Below are 26,713 nucleotides of genomic sequence, written 5' to 3'. Positions count from 1 at the left end.
ATTCCTTGGTGCGGAAGGCAGAAGGCCGGAGCTGTCGCCCCGGCCCGGTCTGTCACCGATGGTGCCTGTTTCAGGCGGCGTTGTAGAGGCGCGGGGTCACCAGGCCGGTCCGGTCCAGACCGCGCAGCGATTTCGCGCCGGCCAGAATGGCCAGATCGACCAGCGGCTCGATTGCCACGACCAGCATGTAGGCCGCGCCGAAGCTGGCCACCGAAGCGAAGGCACCGAAGCCCTGACCGTAGAAGGCCCAGAACGCCACCCAGGCCACGACGCCGCCCTGGTAGGCAGTCGAAAGCGCCAGCGCCTGGCTGTACTTCAGGTCCACATAGGCGGTGCCGGGGGCGATGATGCGCGCGGCCAAGGCTTTCAGGGCAAACAGCGGCACCAGCAGCGTGGTCACGTTGATGAAGTATTGCGGCAGGTCGAGCGGGGCAAAGAACAGCCCCTGCAGCAGCAGCCCCAGAGCCAGTCCGAGCGCGGCAGGTGCAGCCCCCAGCAGCAGGAACAGGGTCGAACCCAGAATGAAGTGCACTTCCGACACGCCGACCGGGAAATGCGGCAGCAGCTGGAAGAACGAGAAAACAGCCGCCGTGGCCATGGTCGAGCGTGCCACCAGCGAGGCCAGGCCACCGCTGCGCAGGGCGTCCCAGCCCAGTTTCACGGTGACGCCCGCGGCGCCGGCGGCGGTTGCGTAGCTGAGCGCGATCTTCGCGCCGTTCACGATTCCGGGTTCGATATGCATATGTCTTGTCCCTCTTCACCGTCCACCCGACGGCTTGGTTGTTGTTGCGTGCGGCAGGTCTCCTGGCTCGCGGGTCGATGGGCGGCGCCGCCTTCCCGGGTTGCCCCAGTGGCCCTTGGCGCGCCCTCACCGCTGACAGTCGCGGGGGCGGCTGTGGCAGCCGGCCCCAATTGGGTCGCCGGTTCCACATTCCCATTTGATCCCCTGGCGCTTTGCGCCGTCAGGGAACCACACCCGGCGTTTGTCCGGCATGGCGGGATGCGGGTCAAGTCCGTTAGCGACACCAGCACGTGCGGTTGCGTCGGAGAGGGGCGGGTTTTTCACTGTGCTGTCAACAATATGTGGGTGTTTTGCGCGAATGGGAAACCAGATCGTGGGTTGAGCGTTGACAGAAGGCCGCACAGACCGAACAATTGGGGGCAATCAAGAATCAGGCTTCAGGCGGACCTTCGTGCAGTTTACCCGGCTCCGACTCAACGGCTTCAAAAGCTTTGTCGACCCGACCGATCTGGTGATCGCCGCCGGGTTGACAGGCGTTGTCGGCCCGAACGGCTGTGGCAAGTCGAACCTGCTGGAAGCCCTGCGCTGGGTCATGGGCGAAACCCGGCCCTCGGCGATGCGCGGCGGCGGCATGGAGGACGTGATCTTCGCCGGGGCCGCCACGCGACCGGCCCGCAACTTTGCCGAGGTCAGCCTGTCGATCGACAACGGCGAACGGCTGGCGCCCGCCGCCTTCAATGACACCGACTTGATCGACATCGCCCGCCGCATCACGCGCGACGCGGGCTCGGCCTATAAATGCAATTCCAAGGACGTGCGGGCGCGGGATGTGCAGATGCTGTTCGCCGATGCCTCTACCGGGTCCCATTCGCCCTCGCTGGTGCGGCAGGGGCAGATCTCGGAACTGATCAATGCCAAGCCCAAGGCACGGCGGCGGATCCTGGAAGAGGCGGCGGGGATCTCGGGCCTGTACCAGCGGCGGCATGAGGCTGAACTGAAGCTGCGCGCCACCGAGACCAACCTCGAACGGATCGAGGATGTGGTCGAACAACTGGCCGGTCAGTTGGCGCAACTGGCGCGGCAGGCCCGGCAGGCGGCGCGGTATCGGGCGCTGGGACTGGAACTGCGCACCGCCGAGGGGCTGCTTCTGTACCGGCGCTGGCGCGAGGCCGATCAGGCACTGCAAGCGGCGCGTGACGCCCTGCGCGGGCAGATGGTCGATGCCTCCCGCGCCGAGGCGGCCAGCCGCGAGGCGGTGGAGCGCCGCGAGACCGCCGAGGAAGCCCTGCCACCCCTGCGCGACGAAGCGGCCATCGCGTCTGCCGTCTTGCAGCGGCTTGAGGTCGAGCGCGACACGCTGAAGGCGCAGGAATCCCGGGTGCGGGATGAGATCCAGACGCTGGACAACCGCCTGACCCAACTGACCCGCGACCGGGAGCGCGAGGCGGAGTTGAACGGCGATGCCACCCAGACGCTGGCGCGACTGGCCGAGGAGCGCGAGGCACTGGCCGAGGCCGGCGACGGTCATGACGACGCCATGGAAGCTGCAAGCGAAGCCGCCGAGGAAGCCGCCGATGTTCTGGCTGAGCGCGAATCCGCCCTGACCGCCCTGACCGAGGATGTCGCCCGACTGGCGGCCCGGCATCAGGCCGTGGATCGCCTGCTGGCCGACAGCCGCACCACCCTGTCGCGCAGCGAGGCCGAGACCGAGAAGGCCCGCGCTGCCGTGCAGGAGGCCCGCGCCGCCGTCGAGGCTGGAGAGCTGGCCGAGGTGAAGGCCCGCGCCGATCAGGATGCCGCCGAAGAAGCGCTGTCGGAGGCCGAGGAGGCCCTGTCCGATGCCGATGCCGAACGCGCCCGCCTGCAAGCCACCGAAGCCGAAGCCCGCGCCGCGCGCAGCGAGGCCGAGGGCGAGGCCAAGGCGTTGCAGGCCGAGGTCGCCGCGCTGCGCCGCCTGGTGGCCCGCGAGTCCGGCTCCGGCGCGCAGGTGCTGGACGTGGTGCGCGTCGAGACCGGCTATGAAAAGGCCTTTGGCGCAGCCCTTGGCGACGATCTGAAAGCACCGATCCTGGGGCAGGGGGGCAGCAGCGGCTGGGCCGATCTGCCGGGTTATTCCGCGCCGCAGGATTTGCCCGCCGGGGTCACGGCGCTTGGTGCGCATGTGACGGTTCCGGGCGTCTTGCAGCGCCGGATGGGCCAGATCGGCGTGGTGACGGCCGAGGCCGCCCCCGCGATCCTGCCCAAGCTTCTGCCGGGGCAGCGGCTGGTGTCGCTGGACGGCGATCTGTGGCGCTGGGACGGCTATTGCGCGCGGGCCGAAGATGCGCCCTCGGCCGCGGCGCTGCAATTGGAACAGCAGAACCGTCTGGATGCGTTGGAAGCAGCGTTGGAGACGGCCGAGGACAAGGCCGAAACCGCCGCCGATCTGCACGCCGATCTGGCGCAGGCGCTGACCGATGCCTCGCTTGCCGACAAGGCCGCCCGCGAAGCCCGCCGCGCGGCTGACAGCCGCTTGGCCGAGGCCAGCCGCGCCCAAAGCCGTGCCGAGGCCGACCGCAACCTGGCGCGCGGCAAGGTCGACAGCCTGTCGCTGGCCGTGGCGCGGCACGAGGAAGCCGCCGAAGCCGCCCGCCGCCAGTTGCGCGATGCCGAGCGTCAGGCCGGGGATCTGGAAGACCTCTCCGCCGCCCGCGCCCGTGTCGAGGACGTGCGCACCACGGTCGAGGCCGCGCGCATCACCATGATGTCGCGCCGCACCGCGCTGGACGAATTGCGCCGCGACACCGTGGCCCGCAAGAACCGGCTGGCCGCGATCTCGCGCGAGATGACCACCTGGCAAACCCGGCTGGCCAATGCCGAAACCCGGATCGCCGAATTCGCCCAGCGGATCGAAGAAACCGAAGACGCGCTTGAGGTGGCCCGCGCCGCGCCCGAGGAACTGGAAGCCCGCGCCGAGGATCTGGCCGAGGGCATCGCCAAGGCCAGCGCACGCAAGTCCACCGCGCAGGCGCAACTGGCCGCCGCAGAAACCGCCTTGCGCGAGGCCGCCGAGCTGGAGCGCAGCACAGAACGCGCCGCCGGCGAGGCGCGCGAAACCCGCGCCCGTGCCGAAGCCCGCGTCGAGGCGGCCACCGAGGCCGCCGAAGCCGCCGTCGCCCGCATCCGCGAAGAAGCCGACCTGTCCCCGGCGGAACTGCTCGACACCCTTGAGGCCGACCCCGAGCGGATGCCGCCCTCGGAAGAGATCGAGGCCAGCATCGCCCGTCTGCGCCGGTCCCGCGACGCCCTTGGTGCCGTCAACCTGCGCGCCGAGGAAGATGCCCGCGACGTGCAGCAAGAGCATGACACCCTGCTGGCCGAACGCATCGACCTTCAGACTGCCATCGGCAAGCTGCGCAACGGTATCGCCGGGCTGAACCGGGAAGGCCGTGAGCGTCTGCTGACCGCCTTCGAACAGGTGAACGCCTCGTTCGCGACGCTGTTCACCCATCTGTTCGGCGGCGGCGAGGCCAAGCTGGCGCTGGTGGAAAGCGACGATCCGCTGGATGCGGGACTGGAGATCCTGTGCCAGCCGCCGGGCAAGAAGCTGGCCACCCTGTCGCTGCTGTCGGGCGGCGAGCAGACGCTGACCGCGCTGGCCCTGATCTTTGCGGTGTTTCTGGCCAACCCGGCGCCGATCTGCGTGCTGGACGAGGTCGACGCACCGCTTGACGACGCCAATGTCACCCGCTTCTGCGACATGCTGGACGAGATGACCCGGCGCACCCAGACCCGCTTTCTGATCATCACCCACCACGCGGTGACCATGAGCCGGATGGACCGGCTGTTCGGGGTGACCATGGCCGAGCAAGGGGTCAGCCAATTGGTGTCGGTCGACCTGAAGAAGGCCGAAGCCCTGGTGGCCTGACAGGGTTAACATACTGAATTACATATATTTGTTTGCGTTCTTTGTTTGAAGCGTGCGCGTGAATGGGTCACTTTCCGCAAAGGAAAGGGGGTCGATATGCGCAAGGTTCATATTCGACGCGTGGTGCTGTTTGTTCTGGCGATGACCTTTGGATTCACGGCGGCGGTGATGGTGCAATCGCAGGGGGTCACCGGACAGAAACCCAGCGACGTGTTTTTCACCGAGGATGGGCTGGAAAGCCAGATCACCGGTGTGCGGCTGCGGTTCCAGGATGGCGGCGAGGCGCGGTTCTTCGCGGATCATCGCTATGCCTATCTGCCCGGTGACGGGCGCGACGAGCGTCGCGGCACCTGGGAGGTCTATGATCGCGGGCAGGTCTGCGTGCGCTTCGACAGCGGTGCGGCGCGTTGCGACACACTGGTGCGCAGCGCCGACCGGATGGTGCTGATCGCCGCCTCTGGCGACCGCTTCCCGGTGCGGTCGCTGTTGTCGCTGCGGTAAGGGCGGGACGCCTCCAGCGGGAGTATTTCTGCCAAGAAAAACTCAGAGCCGGGCCAGAAGATCCGGTGTCGGCCAGGCATCTGCGGGCAGTCCGAGGCGCTGTTGTTCCTGTTGCACGGCGGCACGGGTCTTGGCGCCGAGAATACCGTCGATGCCGCCCACGTCATGGCCGCGCCGGGTCAGCTTCTGTTGCAGTTGTTTGACCTGGCCGGCGGACAGGGCGGGGCTGGGGTTGCCGGCGTTGAACACCGGGGCGCCTTCCAGCCGTGTCGCGAAATAGGCGGCGGTGGTGACATAGACGAAGCTCTTGTTCCATTCGAACAGCACGTGGAAGTTCGGGTAGGCAAGGAAAGCCGGGCCGTTGCGGCCCTGGGGCAGCAGCAGGTCGGCTTTCATGTTGCCCGAGGGCAGTTTGCCCCAGCGCGGCGTGACCCCGGCGCGGGACCAGTCGCGCACCGTCTGGCCCTTGCCCAGACCGCTGTCGGACCAGTCGAGGCTGGCGGGCACCGTGACTTCCTGCAGCCAGGGCTCGTTCTTGCGCCAGCCAAGGCCGCGCAGCATCTTGGCGCCGGAGGCCAGTGCATCGGCGCTGGAGGTTTTCAGCCGCACATGCCCGTCGCCATCCGCATCGACGCCGTTGGTCAGGATGTCTTCGGGCAGCATCTGCACCTGGCCAATTTCACCGGCCCAGGCGCCGGTGGTGGTGGCCGGGTTGAAATCGCCGCGCGCGGTCAGCTCGATGGCGGCGAAGACTTGCGGTCGGAACAGTTGCGGGCGGCGGCAATCATGGGAAAGCGTGAGCAGCGCGTTGCGGGTGTTGAAATTGCCCTGCACCGCGCCGTAGTCGGTCTCCAGCGCCCAGAAGGCCAGCAGGATGCCGCGCGAGACGCCCGGGTTGCGTTCGATCTGATCAAACAGGGCATCGTAGCGTGCAGTGTTCTTCGCGCCGTTCTGGATGCGGTTGGGGCTGATGACGCGCCGGGCGAAATCGGTGAAGGGCAGCTGGAAGATGCCTTGCGCGCGGTCGGCTTTCAGCACTGCAGAACTTTGCTGGGCGCCGGACAGAAAGGCTTCGGTGGCGCGGCGGTCCAGCCCCTTGCGCGCGGCCTCTTGCCGGATGCCGTCGAGAAAACCCGAGAAGCTGCCGCCGCAGGGGGTGGCGGCCTGCGCGGGCAGGGCAAATCCGAGGGCGAGGAGGGCGGCGGGGATGAGGCGCATGGGGGGGCTCCGGGCTGTTTTCCCGACCCTAGCAGACCAGGCGGCTCAGACCAGTGACAGGATCGCGAGTGTGGCCAGCAGCAGCGCCCAGACCTGCCACAGCACGCGGACCGCAGCGTCGATCTGGACCGGGCCGGGGGTGCGGATGCCCTCGGGCCAGACCCAGGGGAAGGGGCGCAGGGTGCCGTCATAGCTGCGCGGGCCCGACAGGGCCACGTTCAGGGCAATGGCCATGGCGGCTTCGGGCCAGCCGGCGTTTGGGGATCGGTGCAGGCGGGCGTCGCGCCGGATGGCCTGCCACTGACCCCGGCGCGGTTTGCGCAGGGCGATGAACGCGGCGGTCAGCCGGGCGGGGATCAGGTTCAGCAGATCGTCGAAACGGGCGGCGGCCCAGCCGAAGTCCTCATGCCGGGGGGTGCGATAGCCGATCATGCTGTCGGCGGTGTTGGTCACCTTATAAAGCAGCAGCCCCGGCAGACCACCCAGCAGGAACCAGACGGCCGGGGCGACGACCCCGTCGCTGAAGTTCTCGGCCGCACTTTCGATGGCGGCGCGGCTGATACCGGGGCTGTCCAGCGTTGCGGTGTCGCGCCCCACGATCCGGGCCACGGCGCGGCGTCCGTCCTTCACAGAGGTCCGCAGGGCGAGCGCCACATCCGCCACGTGATCAGCCAGGCTGCGTTGGGCCAGCAGGATGGCGGCCAGCAGAATCTCGATCACCGGGCCACCAGGCAGGGCAGCCAGCATGGTGCCCAATGCGAGGGCGCCTACCGCCAGGGCGGCCATCAGGACGCTGCCTTTCAGCCGCTTTCGTGTGCCAGTGTTGAAGCGCCGGTCGGCCCAGCCGATCAGCCGCCCCATCAACACCGCCGGATGCGGAAGGCGATCCCACAGCCAGCGCGGCTCTCCCAGTGCTGCATCCAGCAGCAGGGCCAGGGTCAGCGTCAGCGCTTGGCTCACAGGGCGGACTCCAGCCGGGTCCAGTCGGCCTTGGTGCCGGGCAGGCCCAGCCGCACCCAGCGGCGGGAATAGGGGAAGATGCGGGTCCAGATCCGGTGGCGCGCCAGCCGGTCCTGAAAGCGGGCGGCGTCTGCAACCTGGTAGAGCCGGAACAACGGCGTGCCGCCCACGATGGCGCCGTGGTTGTGCATCAGCCGGTCCAGACGTGCGGATTCTTCTTCCAGCCGGGTGCGCGTGGCCGTGGCCCAGGCGGAATCCTCCAGCGCCTGCCGCCCGATGTGCATGGCCGGACCGGACACCGGCCAGGGCCCCAGCATCCGCGCCAGTCGATCCACCAGCGCCGGATCGCCGATGGCAAAGCCCAGCCGCAGCCCGGCCAACCCCCAGAACTTGCCGAAACTTTTCAGCACAAGAGTATCAGGGCGGGAGGTTTCTGCGATCAGGCTGCGATCGGGCGCGATATCGCAGAAGCTTTCGTCGATGATGCGCAGGGCGGCACCGTCCAGATCAGCAGGGAGCCAAATGCGGCCATCGGGGTTGTTGGGGTGCACCAGAACCCGCGCTGCCGGGTCGGTTTCGGACAACTCCCATCCGTCCTGCACGAAGGCAGCGGCATGTTCGTTGTAGGTGGGGGTGGGGATATGCACGCGGGCCGCAGGGGCAAGTTGTGGAATGCGTGCGATCAGGGCCGAGGCGCCGGGCGCGGCCAGGGCCGCCGCGCGCGCGGGCACCGACCAGAAGCGCCGGGCGGCATTTACCAATGCCTCTTGCGCGGATGTGTCGGGCAGGGCGGTCCAGGCCTCGGGCGGGATCCGGGTTACCGGGTAGGGGCAAGGATTGATGCCCGTGGACAGATCCAGCCAGTCGCGCCGCTGCCCGCCATACCGGTTGGCGGCGGCATCGACGCCGCCACCGTGATCGCGCCCGCTTGTTTGGGTCATGTCTGTGGCAGGGGCGGGTGGCGGGTGGTGAAGTGCCCCTTCACCTCGGCGGGCCAGGAACGATAGGGCACCTGGCCGGTGTCGCTTTGGGCGTGCAGGGTCGCATAGGTCACCAGGGCGCGGGCAGTGCCCGCTTCGGGCACGAAAGCGCCCAGCGTGTAGTTCAGCTTGCCCTCGGCCTGGATCGTCACGTTGCAGGCGCGGCTGCACCCCATCAGGCAACTGTGACGGCGCACCGCAACCTCGGGCTGGTCGGCGGCGGCGGCCTCGACCAGATCGGCCAGCCGTTCGCCGTCTGTGACCGGATCCCCCTCCTGCCAGGTGTCGGTCTTGCAGGTGTCACACACCGTGATCCAGGTGGTCATAAGCGTCCTTCCGGCGGGCCGCGGGCAGGTCAGATAAATAAAATGTTATCTTTCCTTAACGGGCAGGCCATCATCCTTAACCAAGTGTTAATAATTTGGGCGCCATGTCGGAAAGATCGCTGCAAAGCGGAAACCGCTTTTGGTCCTTTTTCCTGCGCTGGACGCCTGAATGACCGTACTGATTGTCGAAAGCAACCCGCATCTTGCCGGGGTCTGGAGCCGCCATATCGAAAGATGCGGCCGCCGGGTGATGGTTGCGCACAGCCAGGAGCAGGCCATCAATGTGCTACAGCGCACGCCTGTCTCCATCATCCTGCTGAACGTCATGCTGGACGAGGGCAGCGCCATCGCCGTTGCCGATTACACCTCGTACCGGTTTCCCAAGGTCAAGGTGCTGTTTGTCACGGCCGCGAACTTCTTCTCGGACGGGTCGATCTTCAACCACGTGGCCAATGCCTGCGCCTTCATGCCGGTCAGCACGCCGCCAGATGATCTGGCGGCGATGGTCGAGCACTACGCCGCGCGCGACTGATCCCGCCCATGCGGTTCGGTCCAGTCGATCTCCGGGTTGATCGGCAGGATGCGGTTCGGATTGATGGTGTCGTGGCTGTAATGGTAATGGCGCACGAAGTGATCGGGCCGGACCGTCTCGGCCACACCCGGCCACTGGTACAACTCCCGCGTATAGGCCCAGAGGTTTGGATAGTCGATGAGCCGCTTGCGGTTGCACTTGAAGTGCAGGTGATAGACCGGGTCAAAGCGCACCAGGGTCGGGAACAGGCGCCAGTCGGCCTCGGTGATCCGGTCGCCCATCAGGTAACGGTTTGACGACAGGTGATCCTCCAGCCAGTCCAGCGTGTCGAACGCCGGATGCACGGCGGCGTCATAGGCCTCCTGCGAGGTGGCAAAGCCGGACTTGTAAACGCCGTTGTTCAGGGTGCTGTAGATGCGGGTGTTGACCGCTTCGATATCCTCGCGCAGTTCGTCGGGCCAGTAGTCCTGGGTGTTGCCGGTCAGCCCGTCGAAGGCGCTGTTGAACATGCGAATGATTTCGGCGCTTTCGTTCGACACGATGGTGTCGCGCTGGGTATCGTACAGAACCGGCACGGTGACCCGGCCACTGATCTTCGGATCGACATGGGTATAGACGTCGCGCAGGAAGTCGCGCCCGCCAAGGCTGTCGCCGGTGGCACCGGGAAAATCGGTGGAAAACGTCCAGCCATCGCCCAGCATGTCGGGATGAACCACCGAAACACCGATGTGATCGGTCAGGTCCTTCACAGCCCGGAAGATCAGGGTGCGGTGGGCCCAGGGGCAGGCGTAGGACACATACAGGTGATAGCGGCCACTCTGCGCCGGAAAGCCGCCCTCGCCCGAGGGGCCGGCGCTGCCGTCCGGGGTGATCCAGTTGCGGAAGGCCGCGGTGCTGCGCTTGAACGCCCCGCCGGTTTTCTTGGTGTCATACCAGGTGTCTTCCCAGACACCGTCCACGAGTTGTCCCATGACTTATCTCCATTTGCTGATCCATAGATAGGATATCGGGGGCGCCTGTCTCCCCCAGTGCAGGCGCAGCCTCCCTGCGTGGGCGCACATCTGCCTGCGTCGCTCGCGCGCGCCAGCTCGCCGCGAAAGCGATTGCGCGGCTGCGGGCAGCCACCTATACCGCCCCCAGACGACGCCACCGGGCCAGAGAGGTTGGCGAAGGACGGTCGACCCAATCAGGGGGCCTGAACTCGCATCGTCATGCATGTGCCGCACGCCGGACATGTCAGGCCCGCATTGAACCGGAGCCGACGCCATGCGCACTGTCCTTCTGTCCTGCCTTTCCCTGTTGGCCGCGGCCTCGATGGCCCAGGCCCATCCCGGCCATCTGGCGGACCTCGCCGGCCACGATCATTGGGTTGCGGGTGCGGCCATCGGGGCTGCCATCGCCCTTGGTGCATGGGCCGCCCTGAAAGGCCGCCGCAAGGATCAGCCCTCCCAGGGCGACGCCGATGACAACCCCGCCGCTGACCCGCAGGAGGCCTGAGCCATGACCAAGACAGGCGTGATGATCTGCGGGCACGGCTCGCGCAGCCAGTCGGCAGTGGATGAATTTGCCACGCTGGCGCAACAGCTTCCCGACTATCTGCCCAAGGACTGGCTGACCGACTACGGCTACCTCGAATTCGCCAACCCGGTGATCCGCGACGGGCTGGATCGGCTGCGCGAGGCCGGTTGCGACCGTATCCTCGCGGTGCCGGGCATGCTGTTCGCGGCGATGCATTCCAAGAACGACATTCCCACGGTGCTGAACACCTATGCCGCGACCCATGGGATCGAGGTTTCCTATGGCCGCGAGCTGGGCGTCGACCCCAAGATGATCGCCGCCGCCGCCGCCCGTATCGAAGCGGCCGAAGCGCAGGCCAACGCCGATCACGGCCCCGTCGCACGCCATGACACCTGCCTCGTGGTCATCGGGCGTGGTGCCTCGGACCCGGATGCCAACGGCAATGTGGCCAAGGTCGCCCGGATGCTCTGGGAGGGTCTGGGCTTCGGTTGGTGCGAGGTGGGCTATTCCGGCGTCACCTTCCCGCTGGTGGAACCCTGCCTGACCCATGTGGCCCGGCTGGGCTACAAGCGCGTCATTGTCTTTCCGTATTTCCTGTTCTCCGGCATTCTGATCGACCGCATCTACGGCTTCACCGACCAGACCGCCGCCGCGCACCCCGAGATCACCTTCGTCAAGGCCGGCTACCTGGGCGATCATCCGAAAGTTCTGGAAACCTTCGCCGAACGCATCACCGAACAGGTGGGCGAACAGCCCCCGGAAAACTGCGCCATGTGCAAGTACCGCACCCAGGTGCTGGGATTCGAGGGCGAGGTCGGCGCGGTGCAGGAAAGCCACCACCACCACGTGGAAGGGCAGGGCGCCTCCGCCCCCGGCTCCAACGTGGCCGATTGCGCGCTGTGCGACAGCTTCTGCACCGGCGAATGCCGCCTCGACGCGGACCCCCACCACCATCATCACGACCACGACCACGCTCACGGTCATGACCATCACCACCACCATCACGCCCCCTATCCCCACGCCGACCACCCGCTGGGGCCGGAAAGCGCCCGCAAGACCCGCGCCTGATTTCTTCTTGGCCCAAATACTCTCGCCGAAGGCGGCCCCCCGGCTGCCATTGGCGCAACCCTTCGGATCCGCATGCGCCCCTACGAAAAAGACCCCAAGGCCATCTACGCCCAAAGTTTCGCCACCGTGCGGGCCGAGGCGCGGCTGGACCGCTTTCCGGCCGAGATGGAATCGGTGGCCGTGCGCCTGATCCATGCCTGTGGCATGATCGAGATCGCTGATCGTCTGGCCTTCTCGCCCGACGCGGTAACCGCCGGGCGCGCCGCCCTTGCCGCAGGGGCACCGGTGATCTGCGATTGCGAAATGGCCGGGGCCGGCATCATCCGCCGCTACCTGCCGCCTCTTGCCGAGATCCTCGTCACCCTCAACGACCCGCGCGTGCCGCAGATGGCGCAAGACCTGGGCACCACCCGCTCGGCGGCGGCGGTGGAGCTGTGGCGCGACCGGCTTGAAGGTGCTGTGGTGGCCATCGGCAATGCTCCCACAGCCCTGTTCCACCTGCTGGAGATGATCGACCGGGGCGGCCCCAAGCCTGCCCTGATCCTCGGCTTTCCGGTGGGTTTCGTCGGGGCCGCGGAATCCAAGGCCGAACTGGCGGCGAACTCGCGCGGCGTCCCCTTCATTGCCCTGAGGGGGCGTCGCGGCGGCTCGGCGCTGGCATCCGCCGCCGTCAACGCGGTGGCCGCCGGTCTGCCGGAACTGGAGGGCGGGTGATGGTCGGAAAATGGCTCGATATCATCGGCATCGGCGATGACGGCATGGCCAGCCTGCTGCCCGGCGCGAAGGACCGCCTGCAATCTGCGGAACATGTCTTTGCCAGCGACCGCCTGCATGCGCTTACCCCGGGTCTGAGCGCCCAACGCCATTCCTGGCCCAGCCCGTTCTCGGCGCTGATCGACGATCTGACCGCCCTGCGCGGCAAGAAGGTCGCGGTGCTGGCCACTGGCGATCCGCTGTGGTTCTCGGTGGGCGCGCGCATCGGGCGCGACATCGACCCGGCCGAGATTCGCTACCATCCGCAGTTGTCGGCCTTCCAGCTGGCCTGTGCCCGGCTTGGCTGGTCGCTGGCGGATGTGGAAACCCTCACCGCCCATGGTCGCCCGCCCGAACAGATCCTGCCCTTCGTCGGTCCCGGCCAGCGCCTGCTGGTGCTCACCGCCGATGGCCAGACCCCCGCCCGCATTGCCCGCCTGCTCAGCGAACGCGGCTATGGCGCTTCGGTGCTGACAGTGCTGGCGCACATGGGCGGCGACAACGAGCAGCGGGTCGAGGGGCTGGCGTCGGGCTGGACCCAGCGCGTGCCCGATTTCCACACGCTGGCCATCGAGTGCATCGCCGATGAAAATGCCCAGATGCTGGCCCGCACGCCGGGTCTGCCCGATGATGTCTTCGACCATGACGGCAAGATGACCAAGCGCGAGGTGCGTGCCCTGACGCTGGCCAAGCTGATGCCCAAACGGGGGGCGCTGCTGTGGGACATCGGCTGTGGTTGCGGCTCGGTCGCCATCGAATGGATGCGCGCGGCCCGCGATGCCCGCGCCATCGGGCTGGACCCGAACCCCGACCGCCGCGCCATGGCCGCCGCCAACGCGCTGGCGCTGGGGGTGCCGAAGCTGGACCTGATCGACGCCGCCGCCCCCGACGGGCTGGCCGAATTGCCGGTCCCGGACGCTGTGTTTATCGGCGGCGGCCTGTCCGAGGACACCGCCGAGGTGGCCCTGATGGCGCTGAAGCCGCTGGGCCGGCTGGTGGCCAATGCCGTCACGCTGGAAAGCGAAGTGCTGCTGATCCGCCTGCACGCCCGTTTCGGCGGCGAGCTGACCCGCCTGTCCGTGGCCCGCGCCCGCCCGGTGGGCCGCCTGACCGGCTGGGACAGCTTCATGCCGGTCACCCAGTGGAGCCTGCTGAAACGATGACCGCACCCGGCACGCTCTATGGCGTCGGGCTGGGCCCCGGCGATCCCGACCTGATCACCCGCCGCGCCGCGCGTCTGATTGAAGGCGCGCGCGTGGTGGCCTATCCGGCCCTGGCGGGCGGTGACAGTTTCGCCCGCGCCATCGCCGCCGACCTGATCCCCGCCACCGCGCGCGAGATCGTCATGGAAGTGCCCATGACCCCGGCCCGCGCCCCCGCGCAGGCAGCCTATGATGCTGGGGCGGCCCGGATCGGCGAAGCGCTTCAGGCTGGTGATGATGTGGTGGTTCTCTGCGAGGGCGATCCGTTTTTCTATGGCTCCTTCATGTATCTGCACGCCCGCCTCGCGCCGCGTTTCGCGGTAGAGGTCGTGCCCGGCGTCACCTCGGTCACCGCCTGCGCCGCCCGCGCCGGTCTGCCGCTGGCGGCCCGCAACGAGACCCTGACGGTGCTGCCCGGCCCGCTGCCCGATGCCGAGCTGCGCGCCCGCATCCGCGACGCCGATACGCTGGTGCTGATGAAGGTGGGCCGTCACCTGTCGCGCCTGCGTGCACTGCTGGCGGACGAGGGCTTGCTGGGCCGCGCCGTCTATGTCGAACGCGCCACCCTGCCGATCGAGCGCCGCCTGCCGCTGGCCGAGGCGCCCGACCCCGCCCCCTATTTCTCGATGATCCTCGTGACGAAAGGCGCCGACCCGTGGCTGTAACCCCCGCCGTTCTCTGCATCAACCGCTCTGGCGAATCCGTGGCGCGCCGCATCGCCGATCATCTGGGCGTGCCCCTGCATGGCCGCGCCGGACGCGTCGATGCCCCGGATGTGACCTTTGACAATGCGCTCGACCACGTGCGCACCCTGTTTGCCGCCGGAACTCCGGTGATCGGGGTCTGCGCCTCGGGCATCCTGATCCGGGCCGTGGCGCCGCTGCTGGTCGACAAGCGCCGTGAACCGCCGGTGCTGAGCGTGTCCGACAATGGCGCGGTCGTGGTGCCCCTGCTGGGGGGGCATCATGGGGCCAACCGCCTTGCGCGCGACCTGTCCGACCTGCTGGGCGGCGTAGCGGCTGTGACCACCGCTGGCGACGTGGCCATGGGCGTGGCACTGGATTGCCCGCCGCCGGGCTACCGGCTGGCCAACCCCGAGGATGCCAAGCCGGCCATGGCCAGCCTTCTGGCCGGTGGCGGTGCCCGCCTGACTGGAGAGCATCTGTTCGATCTGTCCGATGCCCCGCAAGGCACGGTCGAGATCGCCGTGACCGAAGCCCCCACCACCCCCGGTCCCGACCGGCTGGTCTATCATCCGCAACGCCACGTGCTGGGCGTCGGTTGCGCGCGCGGCGCCGATCCCGCCGAGCTTTGGCGCCTCGTGCAGAACATGCTGAAACAGGCCGGGGTCGCCCCCGGCGCCATCGCCGCCGTCGCCAGCCTTGACCTGAAAGCGGATGAGCCGGCAATGCTGGATCTGGCCGCGCGGCTTGGTGTGCCCTTCCGGCTGTTCACCGCCGCCGAACTGGAAGCACAGACCCCGCGTCTGGTTACCCCGTCGGAGGTGGTTTTTGCCGAGGTCGGTTGTCACGGCGTCAGCGAAGGCGCGGCGCTGGCCTGTGCGGGCCCGGACGCGGAATTGCGGCGCGCCAAGATGAAAACCGCCAACACCACCTGTGCATTGGTCCGCGCGCCCGAGGTGCTGACCGATCTGCCGGGCCGGGCCCGCGGCAAGGTGGCGCTGGTGGGCATCGGTCCGGGGCAGGCCGACTGGCGCACGCCGGAAGCCAGCCGCCTTGTGGCCGAGGCCGAGGAACTGGTGGGCTATGGCCTGTACATCGACCTGCTGGGACCGATCGCCCATGGCAAGCCGCGCAGCGATTTCCCCCTTGGCGGCGAAGAGGCCCGCTGTCGTTATGCGCTGGAAGAAGCCGCCAAGGGCCGCAACGTGGCCCTGATCTGCTCAGGCGATGCCGGGATCTACGCCATGGGCGCGCTGGTGTTCGAGCTTCTGGATCGCGGTCCCGACGCCGGCGGCGTCAGCGATGCCGCGCGCCGGGTCGAGGTCGTCTCGGCCCCCGGTGTCTCGGCCCTGCAGGCCGCCGCCGCACGGGCCGGTGCGCCGCTGGGCCATGATTTCTGCGCGATCTCGCTGTCAGACCTGCTGACCCCGCGCGACGACATCGTAACCCGGCTGAAAGCGGCCGCCGAGGGTGATTTCGTCATCGCCTTCTACAACCCGGTGTCGAAACGCCGCCGGACGCTGCTGGCCGAGGCGCGCGAGATCCTGTTGCAGCATCGTCCCGCCGATACGCCGGTCCTGCTGGCCAGTTCGCTGGGACGGCCAGAGGAAACCCTGCGCTATCGCAAGCTGTCCGAACTGGATGTGGATGAGGTGGATATGCTGACGGTTGTTCTGGTGGGATCGTCGCAATCGCGGCTGGCCCAGCTTGGAACCGGTGCCCGCATGTTCACCCCGCGCGGCTATGCGCGGCGGATCGACGGCGATTTGCGCGCGGGGTAGGGGGCGCTGCCCCCGCCGCCCTGCGGGCGACTCCCCCGGAGTATTGTGGCCAAGAAGAAATGAACCAGGCTCTTCTTCTTGGCCCAAATACTCGCGCCGCAGGCATGAAATCTCAGCCGTGCGCCTTGTGGCTGATCTCGAAGGCGGCCTGCTGCTCGGGGCTGGCTTCGGTCTGGAATTTCTCTTTCCATTCGGCATAGGGCATGCCGTAGAAGGCCGTTCGCGCCGCTTCCTTGTCCATCTCGATGCCGCGCTCGCTGGCCGCGTCCTGATACCAGCGGCTCAGGCAGTTGCGGCAGAATCCCGCAAGATTCATCATGTCGATGTTCTGCACGTCCGTGCGCGTCGCCAGATGGTCGCGCAACCTGCGAAAGGCTGCGGCTTCAAGTTCGATACGGGTCTGGTCATCCATCTGCTGTCCTCCTGTGGGTGATTGAGATATAGGCACAGGGACGCGTGGTTGACAGGCGAAAGCTTGCCGCCTGTGACCCGGCCGCGACTGTTTGCGCGGCAAATGCGGGCAGATCGCGACTCCTGCGTTGTTTCCCGAACGGAAATGGGGCATGCAGGCGCCAGTTTGATAACGCTAACAGTCTGGGAGAGACCGGATGCGGCGCAGCCGAAATGTTAAAATCGTGGCCACCCTTGGTCCGGCCTCGAATGACTACGAGATGATCAGTGCCCTGTTCGAGGCCGGAGCCGATGTGTTCCGCCTGAACATGAGCCATGGGGAACACTCGGAAATCGCAGAACGTCACGCGATCATCCGGAAGGTCGAGCAGGACTATGGTCGTCCCATCGCGATCCTTGCCGACCTGCAGGGGCCGAAACTCCGCTGCGGAGTGTTCGCCAATGACAAGGAAATGCTGGAAGTCGGGCAGAGCTTCCGCTTCGACCTGGAAGACAAGAAGGGCGACGCCAACCGCGTGACCCTGCCGCACCCCGAAATCTTTGCTGCGCTGAAGCCGGGCAAGACGCTATTGGTCAACGATGGCAAGATCCGGGCCGTGGTCGAGTCCTGCGGTGCGGATTTTGCCGATTGCAAGATCATTGCGGGCGGCGAGATTTCCAACCGCAAGGGCGTGAACGTGCCCGACGTGGTGCTGCCGTTGGCGGCCCTGTCGGAAAAGGACCGCCGCGATCTGGAATTCGTCTGCGAGTTGGGGGTCGACTGGCTGGCCCTGTCCTTTGTCCAGCGCCCCGAGGATGTGACCGAGGCGCGGATGCTGACCAAGGGTCGCGCCGCGATCCTGTCCAAAATCGAAAAGCCCGCGGCGGTCGAATCCTTCGACGAGATCCTCGAAGCTTCCGACGGCATCATGGTGGCGCGCGGGGATCTGGGGGTCGAACTGCCGGTTCAGGCCGTGCCGCCGATCCAGAAGCGTCTGATCCGCAAATGCCGTTCGGTCGCCAAGCCGGTGATCGTCGCGACCCAGATGCTGGAATCGATGATCGAAAGCCCGATGCCGACGCGGGCCGAGGTGTCCGATGTTGCCACCGCCATCTATGAAGGCGCGGATGCGGTCATGCTGTCGGCCGAATCCGCTGCGGGCAATTTCCCGGTCGAGGCGGTTCAGACCATGAACAATGTCGCCATCGAAGTGGAAAGCGATCCAAACTATCGCGAAGTGATGGAAGCCAGCCGCATCTTTACCCGGCACAGCGTTGCCGACGGCATCGTGCATGCGGCGCGGGAACTGGCCGAAACCTCGGGCGTCAAGGCGATCTGCTCGTTCACCCATTCGGGCACCACCACGGCACTGGTGTCGCGGGAGCGGCCGCGGGTGCCCATCGTTGGGCTGACACCGTTCCGCAAGACCGCGCGTCGCCTGTGCCTGCACTGGGGCGTGAACTGCGCTGTCACCGGCGAGGTCGATCGCTTCAAGATGGCCGTTGTCAGCGCCGCCCGCACCGTGCGCGAGATGGATCTGGCCACCCACGATGACCAGATCGTGGTCACCGCAGGTGTGCCATTCAATCAGCCGGGCACCACCAACATCCTGCGCGTGGCCCCCTGTGAAGAGCGTTTGATCTTCGACAACGAACCGGGCTGATCCGGCGGGCTCAGTCGAGCCCGTCGATCAACACCTCGAAGCCGCCGAAGATCATCCGCTTCCCGTCAAAGGGCATGCCGTCCGCAAAGGCGGCCTGCCATCTTTCGTCCGTTTCCATCGCCTTGAAGGCGGCATCGGCGACGGCCTTGTCGGTCCATTCGATATAGGCGATGGCCACGGTCTCGCCGGCTTCTGCCTTCACCGCCATCGGGAAGGAGGTCAGCTTGCCGTCGGGAACATCCACGCCCCAGCACTCCTTGTAGCCGATGGCCCCGGCTTCCTTCCACAATGGAAGCATCTTGCGTGCCGTGTCGAAATAAGCGTCCTTGTTGGCATCCGGCACCGCTGCCAGCATTGCACTGATATAGGCCATGAGTTGTTCCCCCTGTTCAAACCATGGTCCAGCCTGCGGGCAGACCGGGCTTCAAGGCAAGGGAACTATAGCCGGATTTCCTTGTTTTGGGCTTGCCTCCCCACCGCACCGGGGCTATACGCGCGCTTCGACCACGCGTCCGGCCATGTGGCATGCCGAGTCGCGTGACAACCGCCCCAATGAAGAGGATCCGGAAATGCCCAAGATGAAGACGAAATCAAGCGCCAAGAAGCGCTTCAAGGTGACGGCAAACGGCCGCGTCGTGGCTGGCCAGGCCGGCAAGCGCCACGGCATGATCAAGCGGTCGACCAAGTTCATCCGCACGGCCCGCGGCACCACAATCCTTTCCAAGCCCGACGAGAAGACCGTCAAGGGCTACATGCCCTACGCGCGCTAAGGAGGTCGGAATATGTCTCGAGTCAAAGGCGGAACCGTCACCCACGCGCGTCACAAGAAGGTCATCAAGGCGGCAAAAGGCTATTACGGCCGTCGCAAGAACACCTTCAAGACCGCAGCCCAGGCCGTCGACAAGGCGAATCAATACGCCACGCGCGACCGTCATAACCGCAAGCGCAACTTCCGCGCCCTGTGGATCCAGCGCATCAACGCCGGCGTGCGCCTGCACGACGCCGACCTGACCTATTCGAAGTTCATCAACGGCCTGTCGAAAGCGGGTATCGAGGTGGACCGCAAGGTTTTGGCCGATCTGGCCGTGCATGAGCCCGACGCGTTCAACGCGATCGTGGACCAGGCCAAGGCCGCCCTGGCCTGATCCCGCTGCACAGCGATGCCTTTTCAAAGCCGCCGGTTTTCCGGCGGCTTTTTCGTGTCGTCGGAGGTCGGCGCCGACCTGTGCTAGACTGATAAGGCACTGTCACAAAGGAGGTGCCGCATGATCATCCGTATCTTCCGCGCCGGCATTGCCCCCGACCGGGCGGCCGAGTTCGAGACCTTCCTCAGGGAGACCGCCTTGCCACTGGTGCGCGACCAGGACGGCTGCCTGTCGGTCCACGGCGGCGTGCCGCTTGAGGGCGCCGAGACCACCGAGTTCTGCGTCGTCATGGTCTGGTGCGATGAAGACGCCCTGCGCGCCTTTGCCGGCGATGACTGGCATCAGCCTCATATCCTGCCCGAAGAAGAAGATCTCGTCCTCACCCGGGCCCTGCATCACTATCGCAGCACCGACAGCGTCCTGCTCTAGGTCTTTCTTCTTGGCAAAAATACTCCCGCCGGAGGCGCCCGCCCTAGGGGTGAGAACAAAACGGGAATATACTGCGGTGTCCCTGGGGATTCGGAGCCGCCTTCATGTCCGTGGAACTCTGCATCACATCGAATTTCACCTTCCTGACCGGTGCTGCGCATCCCGAGGAATACGCGGCGAAGGCGGCGGAGCTGGGGTTCGAAGCCTTTGCCATCGCCGATGAGAACTCGGTGGCGGGGATCGTGCGCGCACATGTGGAGTTGCGCGAAATCGCCCGCCATGTGCGGGACCGGGCGACGGCGCTGGCCGAATACGGGCCCATCGGTCCGCCGCTGCCTGCGGGCCACCCGCATCGGCTGGCGCCGATCCTGACCTGCGTGCCGCGCCTGCTGCCGGCGGTGACGCTGGCCCTGCGCTGCGGCAGCCGGGTGCTGGCCCTGCCACGGGATCGCGCGGCCTGGGGGCGGTTGTCGCGGCTGTTGTCGCGCGGGCGGCTGCGGGTGGACAAGGGGTCTTGCGATCTTGGGCTCGAGGATCTGCTGGAGCTGGGCGCGGGGTTGGAGCTGCTGCTGCACCCTCCACGGGATCTGCCGGTGCCGGGCGGCGCGGGCGGGGGCTGGCCACAGGCGGAACGACTGGCGCGCCGCTTCCCGCAGGCCTGCGCGGTGCTGCTGACCCCGCAGTACGACGGGCAGGACCGGCCCCGCTTTGCCGCCATTGCTGCGCTGGCCGCGCATCTGGGCCTGCCCACCGTGGCCGCCTGCGCGCCGGTGTTGCACGACGCCCGCCGCCGCAAGCTGGCCGATGTGCTGACCGCCATTCGCACCGGCTGCAAGGTGGCCGATCTGGGCCGCGCCGCACAGGTTCATGCCGAACAGCGCCTTCGCAGCCCGGCCGAGATGGCACGGATCTTTGCCGGCCATGAAGACGCGCTGGCCCATGCCCGGACCATCGCCGGGCGCATCGGCTTCTCGCTCGACCAGTTGCGCTATGACTATCCTTCGGAAACCCGCGATGGCGAAACTGCGCTGGAACGCCTGACGCAACTGGTGCAGGCCGGTCTGTCCTGGCGCTATCCGGGCGGTGCGCCCGACAAGGTGCACGCCCAGATGGCGCATGAGCTGCGCCTGATCGGCAAGCTGAACTTCGCCCCCTATTTCCTGACCGTCCATGACATCGTCGATTTCGCCCGCTCGCGCGGCATCCTGTGTCAGGGCCGCGGCTCGGCGGCCAATTCGGTGGTCTGCTACCTGCTGGGGGTGACCTCGGTATCGCCCGAGATCGGCACCATGGTGTTCGAACGTTTCGTCTCCGAGGCGCGCAACGAGCCGCCCGACATTGATGTCGATTTCGAACACGAGCGGCGCGAGGAGGTGATCCAGCACATCTATCAGCGCTATGGCCGCCACCGCGCCGGGCTGACCGCCACGGTCATCCATTATCGCGGCAAGCGCGCCGTGCGCGAGGTGGGCCGCGCCATGGGCCTTTCCGAGGACACGCTGGGCGCCATGTCCAGCCAGATCTGGGGCTGGGGCGGCGGGGCGGGCTCGGCGATCAGCCGGATGCGCGAGATCGGGTTGGATCCCGACGATCCGCGCCTGATGCAGACCATGGCGCTGGTGCAGGACATTCAGGGCTTCCCCCGGCACCTGAGCCAGCACGTCGGCGGTTTCGTCATCACCCAGGACCGTCTGGACGAACTGGTGCCCATCGAGAACGCCACCATGGAAGACCGCACGGTCATCTGCTGGGACAAGGACGACATCGACGCGCTGGGGATCCTGAAGGTCGATGTGCTGGGGCTGGGCATGCTCAGTTGTATCCGCAAGGGCTTTGACCTGGTGGCGCTGCATCACCGGCGCGACCTGACGCTGGCCAGCCTGCCGCCCGAGGATCCGGCGGTCTACGACATGCTGTGCCGGGCCGATGCCATCGGCGTCTTTCAGGTGGAAAGCCGGGCGCAGATGAACTTCCTGCCCCGGATGAAGCCGCGCTGCTTCTATGACCTGGTGATCGAAGTCGCCATCATCCGCCCCGGCCCGATCCAGGGCGATATGGTGCATCCCTACATCCGCCGCCGCAACGGCGAGGAGGAGGTGCGCTTCCCCTCGGACGACCTTGGCCAGGTGCTGGGCAAGACCCTGGGCGTGCCGCTGTTCCAGGAACAGGCGATGCAGATCGCCATCGTCGGCGCCGGGTTTTCCCCGGAAGAGGCTGACCGCCTGCGCCGGTCCCTTGCCACGTTCAAGAAGCACGGCAATGTCTCGGAATTCCGCACCCGGTTCCTGAAAGGCATGGCAAAGAACGGCTATGACCGCGATTTCGCTGAACGCTGTTTCGGGCAGATCGAGGGTTTCGGCTCCTACGGGTTTCCCGAAAGCCACGCGGCCAGTTTCGCGCTGCTGGTCTATGCCTCGGCCTGGCTGAAATGCCATCATCCGGGGATCTTCGCCTGCGCGCTGCTGAACTCGCAGCCGATGGGCTTCTATGCTCCGGCACAGATCGTGCGGGACGTGCGCGCCCATGGGGTCGAGGTGCGCCCTGTGGACGTGAACGCCAGCTTCTGGGACAGTGTGATGGAACCCGACGGGCGCGGTGGGCTGGCCCTGCGGCTGGGGTTTCGCCAGATCAAGGCGCTGAAGGAAGAGGACATCACCTGGCTGACCGCCGCGCGCGGCAACGGCTATCGCAGCCTGGCTGACGTCTGGCGCCGCGCCGGGGTGCCGCCGCGCCAGATCGCCCGGCTGGCCGAGGCGGATGTCTTTGCCAGCCTCGGGCTGAGCCGTCGCGAGGCGCTGTGGGAAGCCCGCGCCATCACCGCCGAGAAGCCCTTGCCGCTGTTCGAGGGCGATCTGGACGGCGAGGGGATCTTGGAGCGCGCCGCCGATCTGCCGCAGATGACGTTGGGCGAGGAAATGGTCGAGGATTACGTCGCCCTGCGCCTGTCGCTGCGCGCCCATCCCATGGGATTGCTGCGCGAAACGCTGACGCCGGGATGGCGGGTGGCGGCGATGCTCGGGTCTCACCAATGAACAGGCCCGCCTGTGCGCCAGAGCCGCCATCGCGCTGTGTGGCCTGACCGAACCGCCCCGGCCCCGCAAGGGCAAGCGGGCGCGCGCGCCCGGGCTGCGCCCCCTTGCAGGCCCGCGCCGGTCCGGCCCTGTCGGCCCCACGCGACGGCGGCTCCGGCGAACAGGCTGAGGGCTGTGCCCCTGTCAGAGCCGGGCCAGAAGTTCCGTCTTCTTGGTTTCGAACTCTGCATCGGTCAGGATGCCCTTGTCGTGCAGGCTGGCCAGTTGTTCGATCAGCGCGAAGATCTCGCTGCTGTCGGCGCCAGCGCCCGTGCGGGCCGGTGGGGTGGTCTCGGCTGGCTTGGGCGCAGGTTCGGGTGTCGGCTTGTCTGCGGCCGGGGCCGGGGTCGGGTCTGCGGCAGGCGGTTGCGGCGCGGGCGCGCTGCCCTGGGCCGGAACGACCGGCAAGTCGGCAACGCGCACCAGACCGTATTGGCTGGTGAAGGTGATCGACTGGTCGCCGCCCTGCTGCTGGGAAAAGCCGCTGATCTGGTGATCGCCGATGTCATAGACGGTGATCTGGCCATTCAGGTCGATGGCCAGCCGCCGGGTGTTGGGAAAGACCGCATAGCGCAGGTTGTTCTGGCTGCCGACCGAGGAGGGCGCGCCAAGGTCCTGTGGCCAGCCCGCGCCGCCGCCATAACCGCCCTGCACCGAGAAACTGCTGCCATTGCCCTGGCTTTGCGACTGGCTGGACATGGGCGTCGGGCGTGTCGCGGGCTTGAACAGTTGCGTCCCGGCCAGCGCGTTGGACAGTTCGGTGCAGACCTGGTCGACGGTGAATTTCAGCGAGATGTTGAACATGTCGCCGACCATCACCATGCCGCCCATGGACCATTGGCCCATGCCCCCCAGTTCGGGGTGCGAGAATTGTGCCTGCATGCCGCCGCCGTTGTTGATCGCCACCAGCAGGGTCAGCACCGCATCCGGGGACAGCCCGTAGCGGCTTGCGATGTCATTGACGGTGCTGGTGCCGTCGGGGGTGAGAAGTGCCATTTGGCGTGCCTTTCCGGCCGGGGTGGGGGCGAGTCGCCCCCTGTTTCCCCTGCGCTAGCACGCGGACCGTACTCGGGCCATGGTTTTCGCTAGCCGGACGCCGATGCCTGCAGATGCGGCGGTTCCCGGCCACGAATGCCCCGGGTCTGGGCAAAAAAGGCGCCTATTTCAGCCGTACCGAGTCGCTGATGGTGCGTTCGGCCGCGGAAAACCCTGCACGCTGCAGGATCTGGTCTGCCGCAATGGCGATGACGATGACGGCGGCAAACGCCAGGAACATGATTTTCATGTCACTCTCCGGTCGGTGAGGTGGCGCGGCGCAGGAAGGCGATGAGATCGGCACGATCCTGCGGGGCGGTGATCCGTTGCATGGGCATCTTGGTGCCCGGAATGAAGTGGTCGGGGCCGAGATCGAACAGCTTGTCGATGGTGGTTTCATTCCAGGCGAAACCGGCCTCGATCAATGTCCTGGAATAGCTGTAACCGGGCAGAGCGCCGGCCGGGCGACCGAACACACCGTGCAGGCTGGGCCCGGCGCGCCGCGCGCTGTCGGGGGTCAGGCTGTGGCAGATCGAGCATTTGCGGGCGAACTGACGTTCGCCATTAGACATCTCGGCGGGGTCGCGCAGATAGGGACGGTCGGGGGCGGCCATGGGATCCTGATCGTCCAGTGTGTCCAGCGGCCAGGAATACACCGTCGGATCCAGTCCGGCGGCATGGATGTTCTGCCCGTCGGGCGAGAACGCCAGCGCCCAGATCGGTCCGGTCAGCGAGGCCCGGAAATCGCCCGCAATGCGCCAGGTCTGGGTATCAAGTACCATGATGTAACCTTCGCCGTCGCCCACGGCCAGCCGCTGCGCGGCAGGGCTGTAAGCCATGGCCAGGATCGGGCGGCGGTCCAGGGTGAAATCGGCCAGGGCTGCACCGGTGTCGGGATCGACGATGCGCGTCACCCCGTCCACCGCGCCATAGGCCAGCCAGTCGGGCGTGGCGATCAGGGTGTTGACCCCGAACCCATTGGTCAGAAGCTGCCGGGTCTCGGCGCCCGTGCTGGTATCCCAGTAGCGCACGGTGCCATCGACCCCGGCCGAGATCAGGCGGCGACCCGCTTCGGCAAAGCTCACCGCGTTGACGCCGCTGGCGTGGCCGCGCAGCAGGGTCGGGGGCGTGTCTGAGGTCAGGTCGAGCAGGGCGATGGTGCCATCCCAACTGGCGCTGGCGGCGCGGGTGCCATCGGTGCTGACCGCCAGTCCCATCACCTTGCCCTTATGCTGGAAAAGCTCGGTGGCGGTGCCGCCGGGCAGCGACCACAGCACCACCCGGAAATCGTCGCCGGCCGAGATCAGCCGGTCGCGGCCCGCGAAGGCCACGGTGTTCACGGCGGCACGATGATCGTCCAGCCAGCGCGGGGCCGTGCCCTGCCACAGGCCCACGGCATTGTCGAAACTGGCGCTGGCGATGGTGCCGTCCGGGGCCACGGCCAGCCCCTTGACGGGGCCGCCATGGCCTTTCAGCGTGAAGAACTCCGACGCTTGCGCCAGCCCCGGCAGGGCCAGCGCCAGAAGCAGGGCCGCGGCACGGGGCATCACTCGGCGGGGCTGTGCTGTCCGCCGGAGGCGGTGGCGGTCTTGCCCTTCTCCTCCAGCTCCTTGACCCAGAGGCCGTGGTGTTCCCGCGCCCATTGTTCCTCGACCTCGCCCGAGCCCATGGCGTCGAACGCGCCCTCCATGCCGACCGAGCCCAGGTAGATATGGGCGATGATGATGGCCATGAACAGGAAGGCAACGATGGCGTGCCAGGCCTGGCTCAACTGCATTTCCTGATGCGGCGGCATCTGTTCGGGCAGGGTGCCAAGGCCCAACCAGCCGGGGATCGGCGTGTCGTTCAGCACAACGAAGGTCTTGGCGAACATCGGCAGTTCGAAGGGAAACAGCAGCGACAGGCCGGAAATCGAGATCGACACGCCAAGTACCACGCAGGACCAGAAGATGATCTTCTGGCCGCCGTTGAACTTGCGGGCGGGCGGATGGACGTTTTTCGAAAACAACCCGCCGGCGACGGCGAACCACTTCAGGTCATGGCGGTTGGGAATGTTGTGGACCAGCCACATGACGGTGATCATCACCAGCCCCAGCATGAAGGCCCAGGCCACGTTGTTGTGAATCCATTTCGAGATCAGCGCCAGTTGCGCATAGGCATCCTTGCCCAGAAGCGGGATCAGCCCCTTGCGCCCGAAAAATACGATCAGCCCGGTGAAGGCCAGCAGCAGGAAAGAGCCCGCGAACAACCAGTGGCCGAAGCGTTCGATGCTGGAAAACCGCAAGATCTTGCGGCCGGTTTTCTCGCCATCGATGCGGATCTTGCCGCGCAGCAGGTAGAACAGCAGCAACAGGCCGATCATGCCCAGCAAGGCGTAGCCGCCATAGGTGGCCAGCGGACCCTGGCGGAACTCCAGCCATCTCATGCCGCTGTCCTGGATCAACACGTTCGAGGCCGGGCCGTCGTTGGACACCGTCACATCGGCACTGCCATAGCGCAGGGCGCGGTAGACTTCCGAATCCGAGGCCCCGCCCAGGGTGCCCAGTTGCGCGGCAATGGCCGCTGCGGCATCGGGATCGCCGGTGGCGTTGCGGCGGAAGCTGTCGTCGATCTTTTCGCCGCGCTGGCGGGCAAGGATGTCTTCCAGCGTCTGGGCGCCGCCGGTGCCACTTCGGTCCGGCGCGGCGGTGGTTTCGGGGGTGGCCTCCTGCGCAGCGGCGGCCGTCAGGCTGCCCAGGCAAAGGAACAGGGCCAGAACTGCGTGTTTGAGCATGGTCACTCTCTCCATGACATCGGTGTGCCGCATGG

The 26,713-nt window shown here is 67.0% G+C and carries 26 protein-coding genes and 1 riboswitch; of the genes, 14 read left to right on the top strand and 12 right to left on the bottom strand.

The genetic code is table 11. The features are described 5' to 3' along the window. Positions 1 to 70 precede the first annotated feature (70 nt). Entirely contained in the window at positions 71 to 742 is a 672-nt protein-coding gene (locus tag ACP15K_RS08770; RefSeq protein WP_193139976.1) for an energy-coupling factor ABC transporter permease, read from the bottom strand. A gap of 35 nt (positions 743 to 777) precedes the next feature. Beyond that, positions 778 to 990, bottom strand: a riboswitch (cobalamin riboswitch). Positions 991 to 1,193: 203 nt separating this feature from the next. Here ACP15K_RS08770 and ACP15K_RS08765 point away from each other — a divergent pair. Both ACP15K_RS08765 and ACP15K_RS08760 read left to right on the top strand, forming a co-directional pair. After that, the gene (locus ACP15K_RS08765) at positions 1,194 to 4,649 is read left to right on the top strand and encodes a chromosome segregation SMC family protein (protein ID WP_424990307.1); all 3,456 of its coding nucleotides are present in this window, start codon (positions 1,194 to 1,196) and stop codon (positions 4,647 to 4,649) included. 96 nt (positions 4,650 to 4,745) lie between these two features. Beyond that, positions 4,746 to 5,150 (top strand): hypothetical protein, encoded by a 405-nt coding sequence (locus ACP15K_RS08760; protein WP_424990306.1) that lies wholly within the window; start codon positions 4,746 to 4,748, stop codon positions 5,148 to 5,150. Positions 5,151 to 5,192: 42 nt separating this feature from the next. On the opposite strand, the gene ACP15K_RS08755 is transcribed toward ACP15K_RS08760, so the two are convergent. From ACP15K_RS08755 to ACP15K_RS08740, 4 genes are read right to left on the bottom strand one after another with little or no spacing between them, the layout of a single operon-like run. After that, the gene (locus ACP15K_RS08755; protein ID WP_424990305.1) at positions 5,193 to 6,368 is read right to left on the bottom strand and encodes a lytic murein transglycosylase; all 1,176 of its coding nucleotides are present in this window, start codon (positions 6,366 to 6,368) and stop codon (positions 5,193 to 5,195) included. 45 nt (positions 6,369 to 6,413) lie between these two features. Beyond that, positions 6,414 to 7,328: an adenosylcobinamide-phosphate synthase CbiB gene (cbiB, locus tag ACP15K_RS08750; RefSeq protein ID WP_424990304.1), complete on the bottom strand. Its 915-nt coding sequence runs from the start codon at positions 7,326 to 7,328 to the stop codon at positions 6,414 to 6,416. Next, positions 7,325 to 8,269 carry a threonine-phosphate decarboxylase CobD gene (gene cobD / locus ACP15K_RS08745; protein WP_424990303.1) on the bottom strand — a complete coding sequence of 315 codons (945 nt, stop codon included), beginning with the start codon at positions 8,267 to 8,269 and terminating at the stop codon, positions 7,325 to 7,327. Before cobD ends, cbiB begins: the two co-directional genes overlap by 4 nt. Further along, a complete protein-coding gene (locus ACP15K_RS08740) occupies positions 8,266 to 8,634 on the bottom strand; it encodes a DUF1636 family protein (RefSeq protein WP_193139963.1) in 369 nt (122 codons plus the stop codon). The genes cobD and ACP15K_RS08740 overlap by 4 nt, the downstream gene beginning before the upstream one ends. Before the next feature lie 169 nt (positions 8,635 to 8,803). Here ACP15K_RS08740 and ACP15K_RS08735 point away from each other — a divergent pair, with 169 nt between their 5' ends. After that, a complete protein-coding gene (locus ACP15K_RS08735) occupies positions 8,804 to 9,166 on the top strand; it encodes a response regulator (protein ID WP_193139960.1) in 363 nt (120 codons plus the stop codon). Here ACP15K_RS08735 and ACP15K_RS08730 read toward each other — a convergent pair. Next, complete coding sequence (locus tag ACP15K_RS08730) at positions 9,148 to 10,137, bottom strand: glutathione S-transferase family protein (RefSeq protein WP_424990302.1); 990 nt, start codon at positions 10,135 to 10,137, stop codon at positions 9,148 to 9,150. The two genes, ACP15K_RS08735 and ACP15K_RS08730, sit on opposite strands and share 19 nt — an antisense overlap. A gap of 295 nt (positions 10,138 to 10,432) precedes the next feature. On the opposite strand from ACP15K_RS08730, the gene ACP15K_RS08725 reads away from it, so the two are divergent. From ACP15K_RS08725 to cobJ, 6 genes are all read left to right on the top strand, one after another. Next, positions 10,433 to 10,663: a DUF6732 family protein gene (locus ACP15K_RS08725; protein ID WP_193139956.1), complete on the top strand. Its 231-nt coding sequence runs from the start codon at positions 10,433 to 10,435 to the stop codon at positions 10,661 to 10,663. Between the two features lie 3 nt (positions 10,664 to 10,666). After that, entirely contained in the window at positions 10,667 to 11,752 is a 1,086-nt protein-coding gene (locus ACP15K_RS08720; protein WP_424990300.1) for a sirohydrochlorin chelatase, read from the top strand. Positions 11,753 to 11,824: 72 nt separating this feature from the next. Beyond that, positions 11,825 to 12,466: a precorrin-8X methylmutase gene (locus ACP15K_RS08715; protein WP_424990299.1), complete on the top strand. Its 642-nt coding sequence runs from the start codon at positions 11,825 to 11,827 to the stop codon at positions 12,464 to 12,466. Continuing rightward, a complete protein-coding gene (gene cbiE / locus ACP15K_RS08710) occupies positions 12,466 to 13,668 on the top strand; it encodes a precorrin-6y C5,15-methyltransferase (decarboxylating) subunit CbiE (RefSeq protein WP_193139950.1) in 1,203 nt (400 codons plus the stop codon). The genes ACP15K_RS08715 and cbiE overlap by 1 nt, the downstream gene beginning before the upstream one ends. Continuing rightward, positions 13,665 to 14,372 (top strand): precorrin-2 C(20)-methyltransferase, encoded by a 708-nt coding sequence (gene cobI / locus ACP15K_RS08705; protein ID WP_193139949.1) that lies wholly within the window; start codon positions 13,665 to 13,667, stop codon positions 14,370 to 14,372. Before cbiE ends, cobI begins: the two co-directional genes overlap by 4 nt. Then, positions 14,363 to 16,171, top strand: a complete 1,809-nt coding sequence (gene cobJ / locus ACP15K_RS08700; protein WP_193139947.1) for a precorrin-3B C(17)-methyltransferase — start codon at positions 14,363 to 14,365, stop codon at positions 16,169 to 16,171. The genes cobI and cobJ overlap by 10 nt, the downstream gene beginning before the upstream one ends. 112 nt (positions 16,172 to 16,283) lie before the next feature. Here the strand turns inward: cobJ and ACP15K_RS08695 are convergent, their stop codons facing one another. Continuing rightward, positions 16,284 to 16,583, bottom strand: a complete 300-nt coding sequence (locus tag ACP15K_RS08695) for a DUF1244 domain-containing protein (RefSeq protein WP_193139945.1) — start codon at positions 16,581 to 16,583, stop codon at positions 16,284 to 16,286. 196 nt (positions 16,584 to 16,779) lie between these two features. Between ACP15K_RS08695 and pyk the strand changes: the two genes are divergently transcribed. Then, entirely contained in the window at positions 16,780 to 18,225 is a 1,446-nt protein-coding gene (gene pyk, locus ACP15K_RS08690; RefSeq protein ID WP_193139943.1) for a pyruvate kinase, read from the top strand. A gap of 10 nt (positions 18,226 to 18,235) precedes the next feature. On the opposite strand, the gene ACP15K_RS08685 is transcribed toward pyk, so the two are convergent. After that, positions 18,236 to 18,598, bottom strand: coding sequence for a DUF1428 domain-containing protein (locus ACP15K_RS08685; RefSeq protein WP_193139941.1), 363 nt, complete (start codon positions 18,596 to 18,598; stop codon positions 18,236 to 18,238). 196 nt (positions 18,599 to 18,794) lie between these two features. On the opposite strand from ACP15K_RS08685, the gene rpmI reads away from it, so the two are divergent. The 4 genes from rpmI (at position 18,795) to ACP15K_RS08665 (ending at position 22,831) form a co-directional block, all read left to right on the top strand. After that, a complete protein-coding gene (gene rpmI, locus ACP15K_RS08680) occupies positions 18,795 to 18,995 on the top strand; it encodes a 50S ribosomal protein L35 (RefSeq protein ID WP_193139939.1) in 201 nt (66 codons plus the stop codon). Positions 18,996 to 19,007: 12 nt separating this feature from the next. Beyond that, a complete protein-coding gene (gene rplT / locus ACP15K_RS08675; RefSeq protein WP_193139937.1) occupies positions 19,008 to 19,370 on the top strand; it encodes a 50S ribosomal protein L20 in 363 nt (120 codons plus the stop codon). A 120-nt stretch (positions 19,371 to 19,490) separates the two neighbouring features. After that, positions 19,491 to 19,799, top strand: coding sequence for an antibiotic biosynthesis monooxygenase family protein (locus ACP15K_RS08670; RefSeq protein WP_424990298.1), 309 nt, complete (start codon positions 19,491 to 19,493; stop codon positions 19,797 to 19,799). Between the two features lie 104 nt (positions 19,800 to 19,903). Continuing rightward, positions 19,904 to 22,831 carry an error-prone DNA polymerase gene (locus ACP15K_RS08665; RefSeq protein WP_424990297.1) on the top strand — a complete coding sequence of 976 codons (2,928 nt, stop codon included), beginning with the start codon at positions 19,904 to 19,906 and terminating at the stop codon, positions 22,829 to 22,831. A gap of 183 nt (positions 22,832 to 23,014) precedes the next feature. Here the strand turns inward: ACP15K_RS08665 and ACP15K_RS08660 are convergent, their stop codons facing one another. The 4 genes from ACP15K_RS08660 to ACP15K_RS08645 form a co-directional block, all read right to left on the bottom strand. Then, positions 23,015 to 23,866, bottom strand: a complete 852-nt coding sequence (locus ACP15K_RS08660) for an SHOCT domain-containing protein (RefSeq protein WP_424990296.1) — start codon at positions 23,864 to 23,866, stop codon at positions 23,015 to 23,017. A gap of 163 nt (positions 23,867 to 24,029) precedes the next feature. Then, a complete protein-coding gene (locus tag ACP15K_RS08655; RefSeq protein WP_424990295.1) occupies positions 24,030 to 24,155 on the bottom strand; it encodes a hypothetical protein in 126 nt (41 codons plus the stop codon). Between the two features lies 1 nt (position 24,156). Then, on the bottom strand, positions 24,157 to 25,452 hold the full coding sequence (locus ACP15K_RS08650) for a c-type cytochrome (RefSeq protein ID WP_424990294.1): 1,296 nt from the start codon (positions 25,450 to 25,452) through the stop codon (positions 24,157 to 24,159). Then, positions 25,452 to 26,678, bottom strand: a complete 1,227-nt coding sequence (locus ACP15K_RS08645; RefSeq protein WP_424990293.1) for a formate dehydrogenase subunit gamma — start codon at positions 26,676 to 26,678, stop codon at positions 25,452 to 25,454. The genes ACP15K_RS08650 and ACP15K_RS08645 overlap by 1 nt, the downstream gene beginning before the upstream one ends. Positions 26,679 to 26,713: the final 35 nt, after the last annotated feature.

The organism is Fluviibacterium sp. S390 (assembly GCF_049800695.1).
Taxonomy (GTDB): Bacteria; Pseudomonadota; Alphaproteobacteria; order Rhodobacterales; family Rhodobacteraceae; genus Meridianimarinicoccus.
Note: the sequence above shows the minus strand (reverse complement) of the source record. Positions and strands in the feature narration are given on the sequence as shown.

Excerpts from the sequence above, each read along its gene's own strand:
- ACP15K_RS08770 (WP_193139976.1), bottom strand. The coding sequence starts at position 742 with ATGCATATCGAACCCGGAATCGTGAACGGCGCGAAGATCGCGCTCAGC.
- ACP15K_RS08760 (WP_424990306.1), top strand. The coding sequence starts at position 4,746 with ATGCGCAAGGTTCATATTCGACGCGTGGTGCTGTTTGTTCTGGCGATG.
- ACP15K_RS08755 (WP_424990305.1), bottom strand. The coding sequence starts at position 6,368 with ATGCGCCTCATCCCCGCCGCCCTCCTCGCCCTCGGATTTGCCCTGCCC.
- cobD (WP_424990303.1), bottom strand. The coding sequence starts at position 8,269 with ATGACCCAAACAAGCGGGCGCGATCACGGTGGCGGCGTCGATGCCGCC.
- ACP15K_RS08740 (WP_193139963.1), bottom strand. The coding sequence starts at position 8,634 with ATGACCACCTGGATCACGGTGTGTGACACCTGCAAGACCGACACCTGG.
- ACP15K_RS08735 (WP_193139960.1), top strand. The coding sequence starts at position 8,804 with ATGACCGTACTGATTGTCGAAAGCAACCCGCATCTTGCCGGGGTCTGG.
- ACP15K_RS08730 (WP_424990302.1), bottom strand. The coding sequence starts at position 10,137 with ATGGGACAACTCGTGGACGGTGTCTGGGAAGACACCTGGTATGACACC.
- ACP15K_RS08725 (WP_193139956.1), top strand. The coding sequence starts at position 10,433 with ATGCGCACTGTCCTTCTGTCCTGCCTTTCCCTGTTGGCCGCGGCCTCG.
- ACP15K_RS08720 (WP_424990300.1), top strand. The coding sequence starts at position 10,667 with ATGACCAAGACAGGCGTGATGATCTGCGGGCACGGCTCGCGCAGCCAG.
- ACP15K_RS08715 (WP_424990299.1), top strand. The coding sequence starts at position 11,825 with ATGCGCCCCTACGAAAAAGACCCCAAGGCCATCTACGCCCAAAGTTTC.
- cbiE (WP_193139950.1), top strand. The coding sequence starts at position 12,466 with ATGGTCGGAAAATGGCTCGATATCATCGGCATCGGCGATGACGGCATG.
- cobI (WP_193139949.1), top strand. The coding sequence starts at position 13,665 with ATGACCGCACCCGGCACGCTCTATGGCGTCGGGCTGGGCCCCGGCGAT.
- ACP15K_RS08695 (WP_193139945.1), bottom strand. The coding sequence starts at position 16,583 with ATGGATGACCAGACCCGTATCGAACTTGAAGCCGCAGCCTTTCGCAGG.
- pyk (WP_193139943.1), top strand. The coding sequence starts at position 16,780 with ATGCGGCGCAGCCGAAATGTTAAAATCGTGGCCACCCTTGGTCCGGCC.
- ACP15K_RS08685 (WP_193139941.1), bottom strand. The coding sequence starts at position 18,598 with ATGGCCTATATCAGTGCAATGCTGGCAGCGGTGCCGGATGCCAACAAG.
- rpmI (WP_193139939.1), top strand. The coding sequence starts at position 18,795 with ATGCCCAAGATGAAGACGAAATCAAGCGCCAAGAAGCGCTTCAAGGTG.
- rplT (WP_193139937.1), top strand. The coding sequence starts at position 19,008 with ATGTCTCGAGTCAAAGGCGGAACCGTCACCCACGCGCGTCACAAGAAG.
- ACP15K_RS08670 (WP_424990298.1), top strand. The coding sequence starts at position 19,491 with ATGATCATCCGTATCTTCCGCGCCGGCATTGCCCCCGACCGGGCGGCC.
- ACP15K_RS08665 (WP_424990297.1), top strand. The coding sequence starts at position 19,904 with ATGTCCGTGGAACTCTGCATCACATCGAATTTCACCTTCCTGACCGGT.
- ACP15K_RS08660 (WP_424990296.1), bottom strand. The coding sequence starts at position 23,866 with ATGGCACTTCTCACCCCCGACGGCACCAGCACCGTCAATGACATCGCA.
- ACP15K_RS08655 (WP_424990295.1), bottom strand. The coding sequence starts at position 24,155 with ATGAAAATCATGTTCCTGGCGTTTGCCGCCGTCATCGTCATCGCCATT.
- ACP15K_RS08650 (WP_424990294.1), bottom strand. The coding sequence starts at position 25,452 with ATGCCCCGTGCCGCGGCCCTGCTTCTGGCGCTGGCCCTGCCGGGGCTG.
- ACP15K_RS08645 (WP_424990293.1), bottom strand. The coding sequence starts at position 26,678 with ATGCTCAAACACGCAGTTCTGGCCCTGTTCCTTTGCCTGGGCAGCCTG.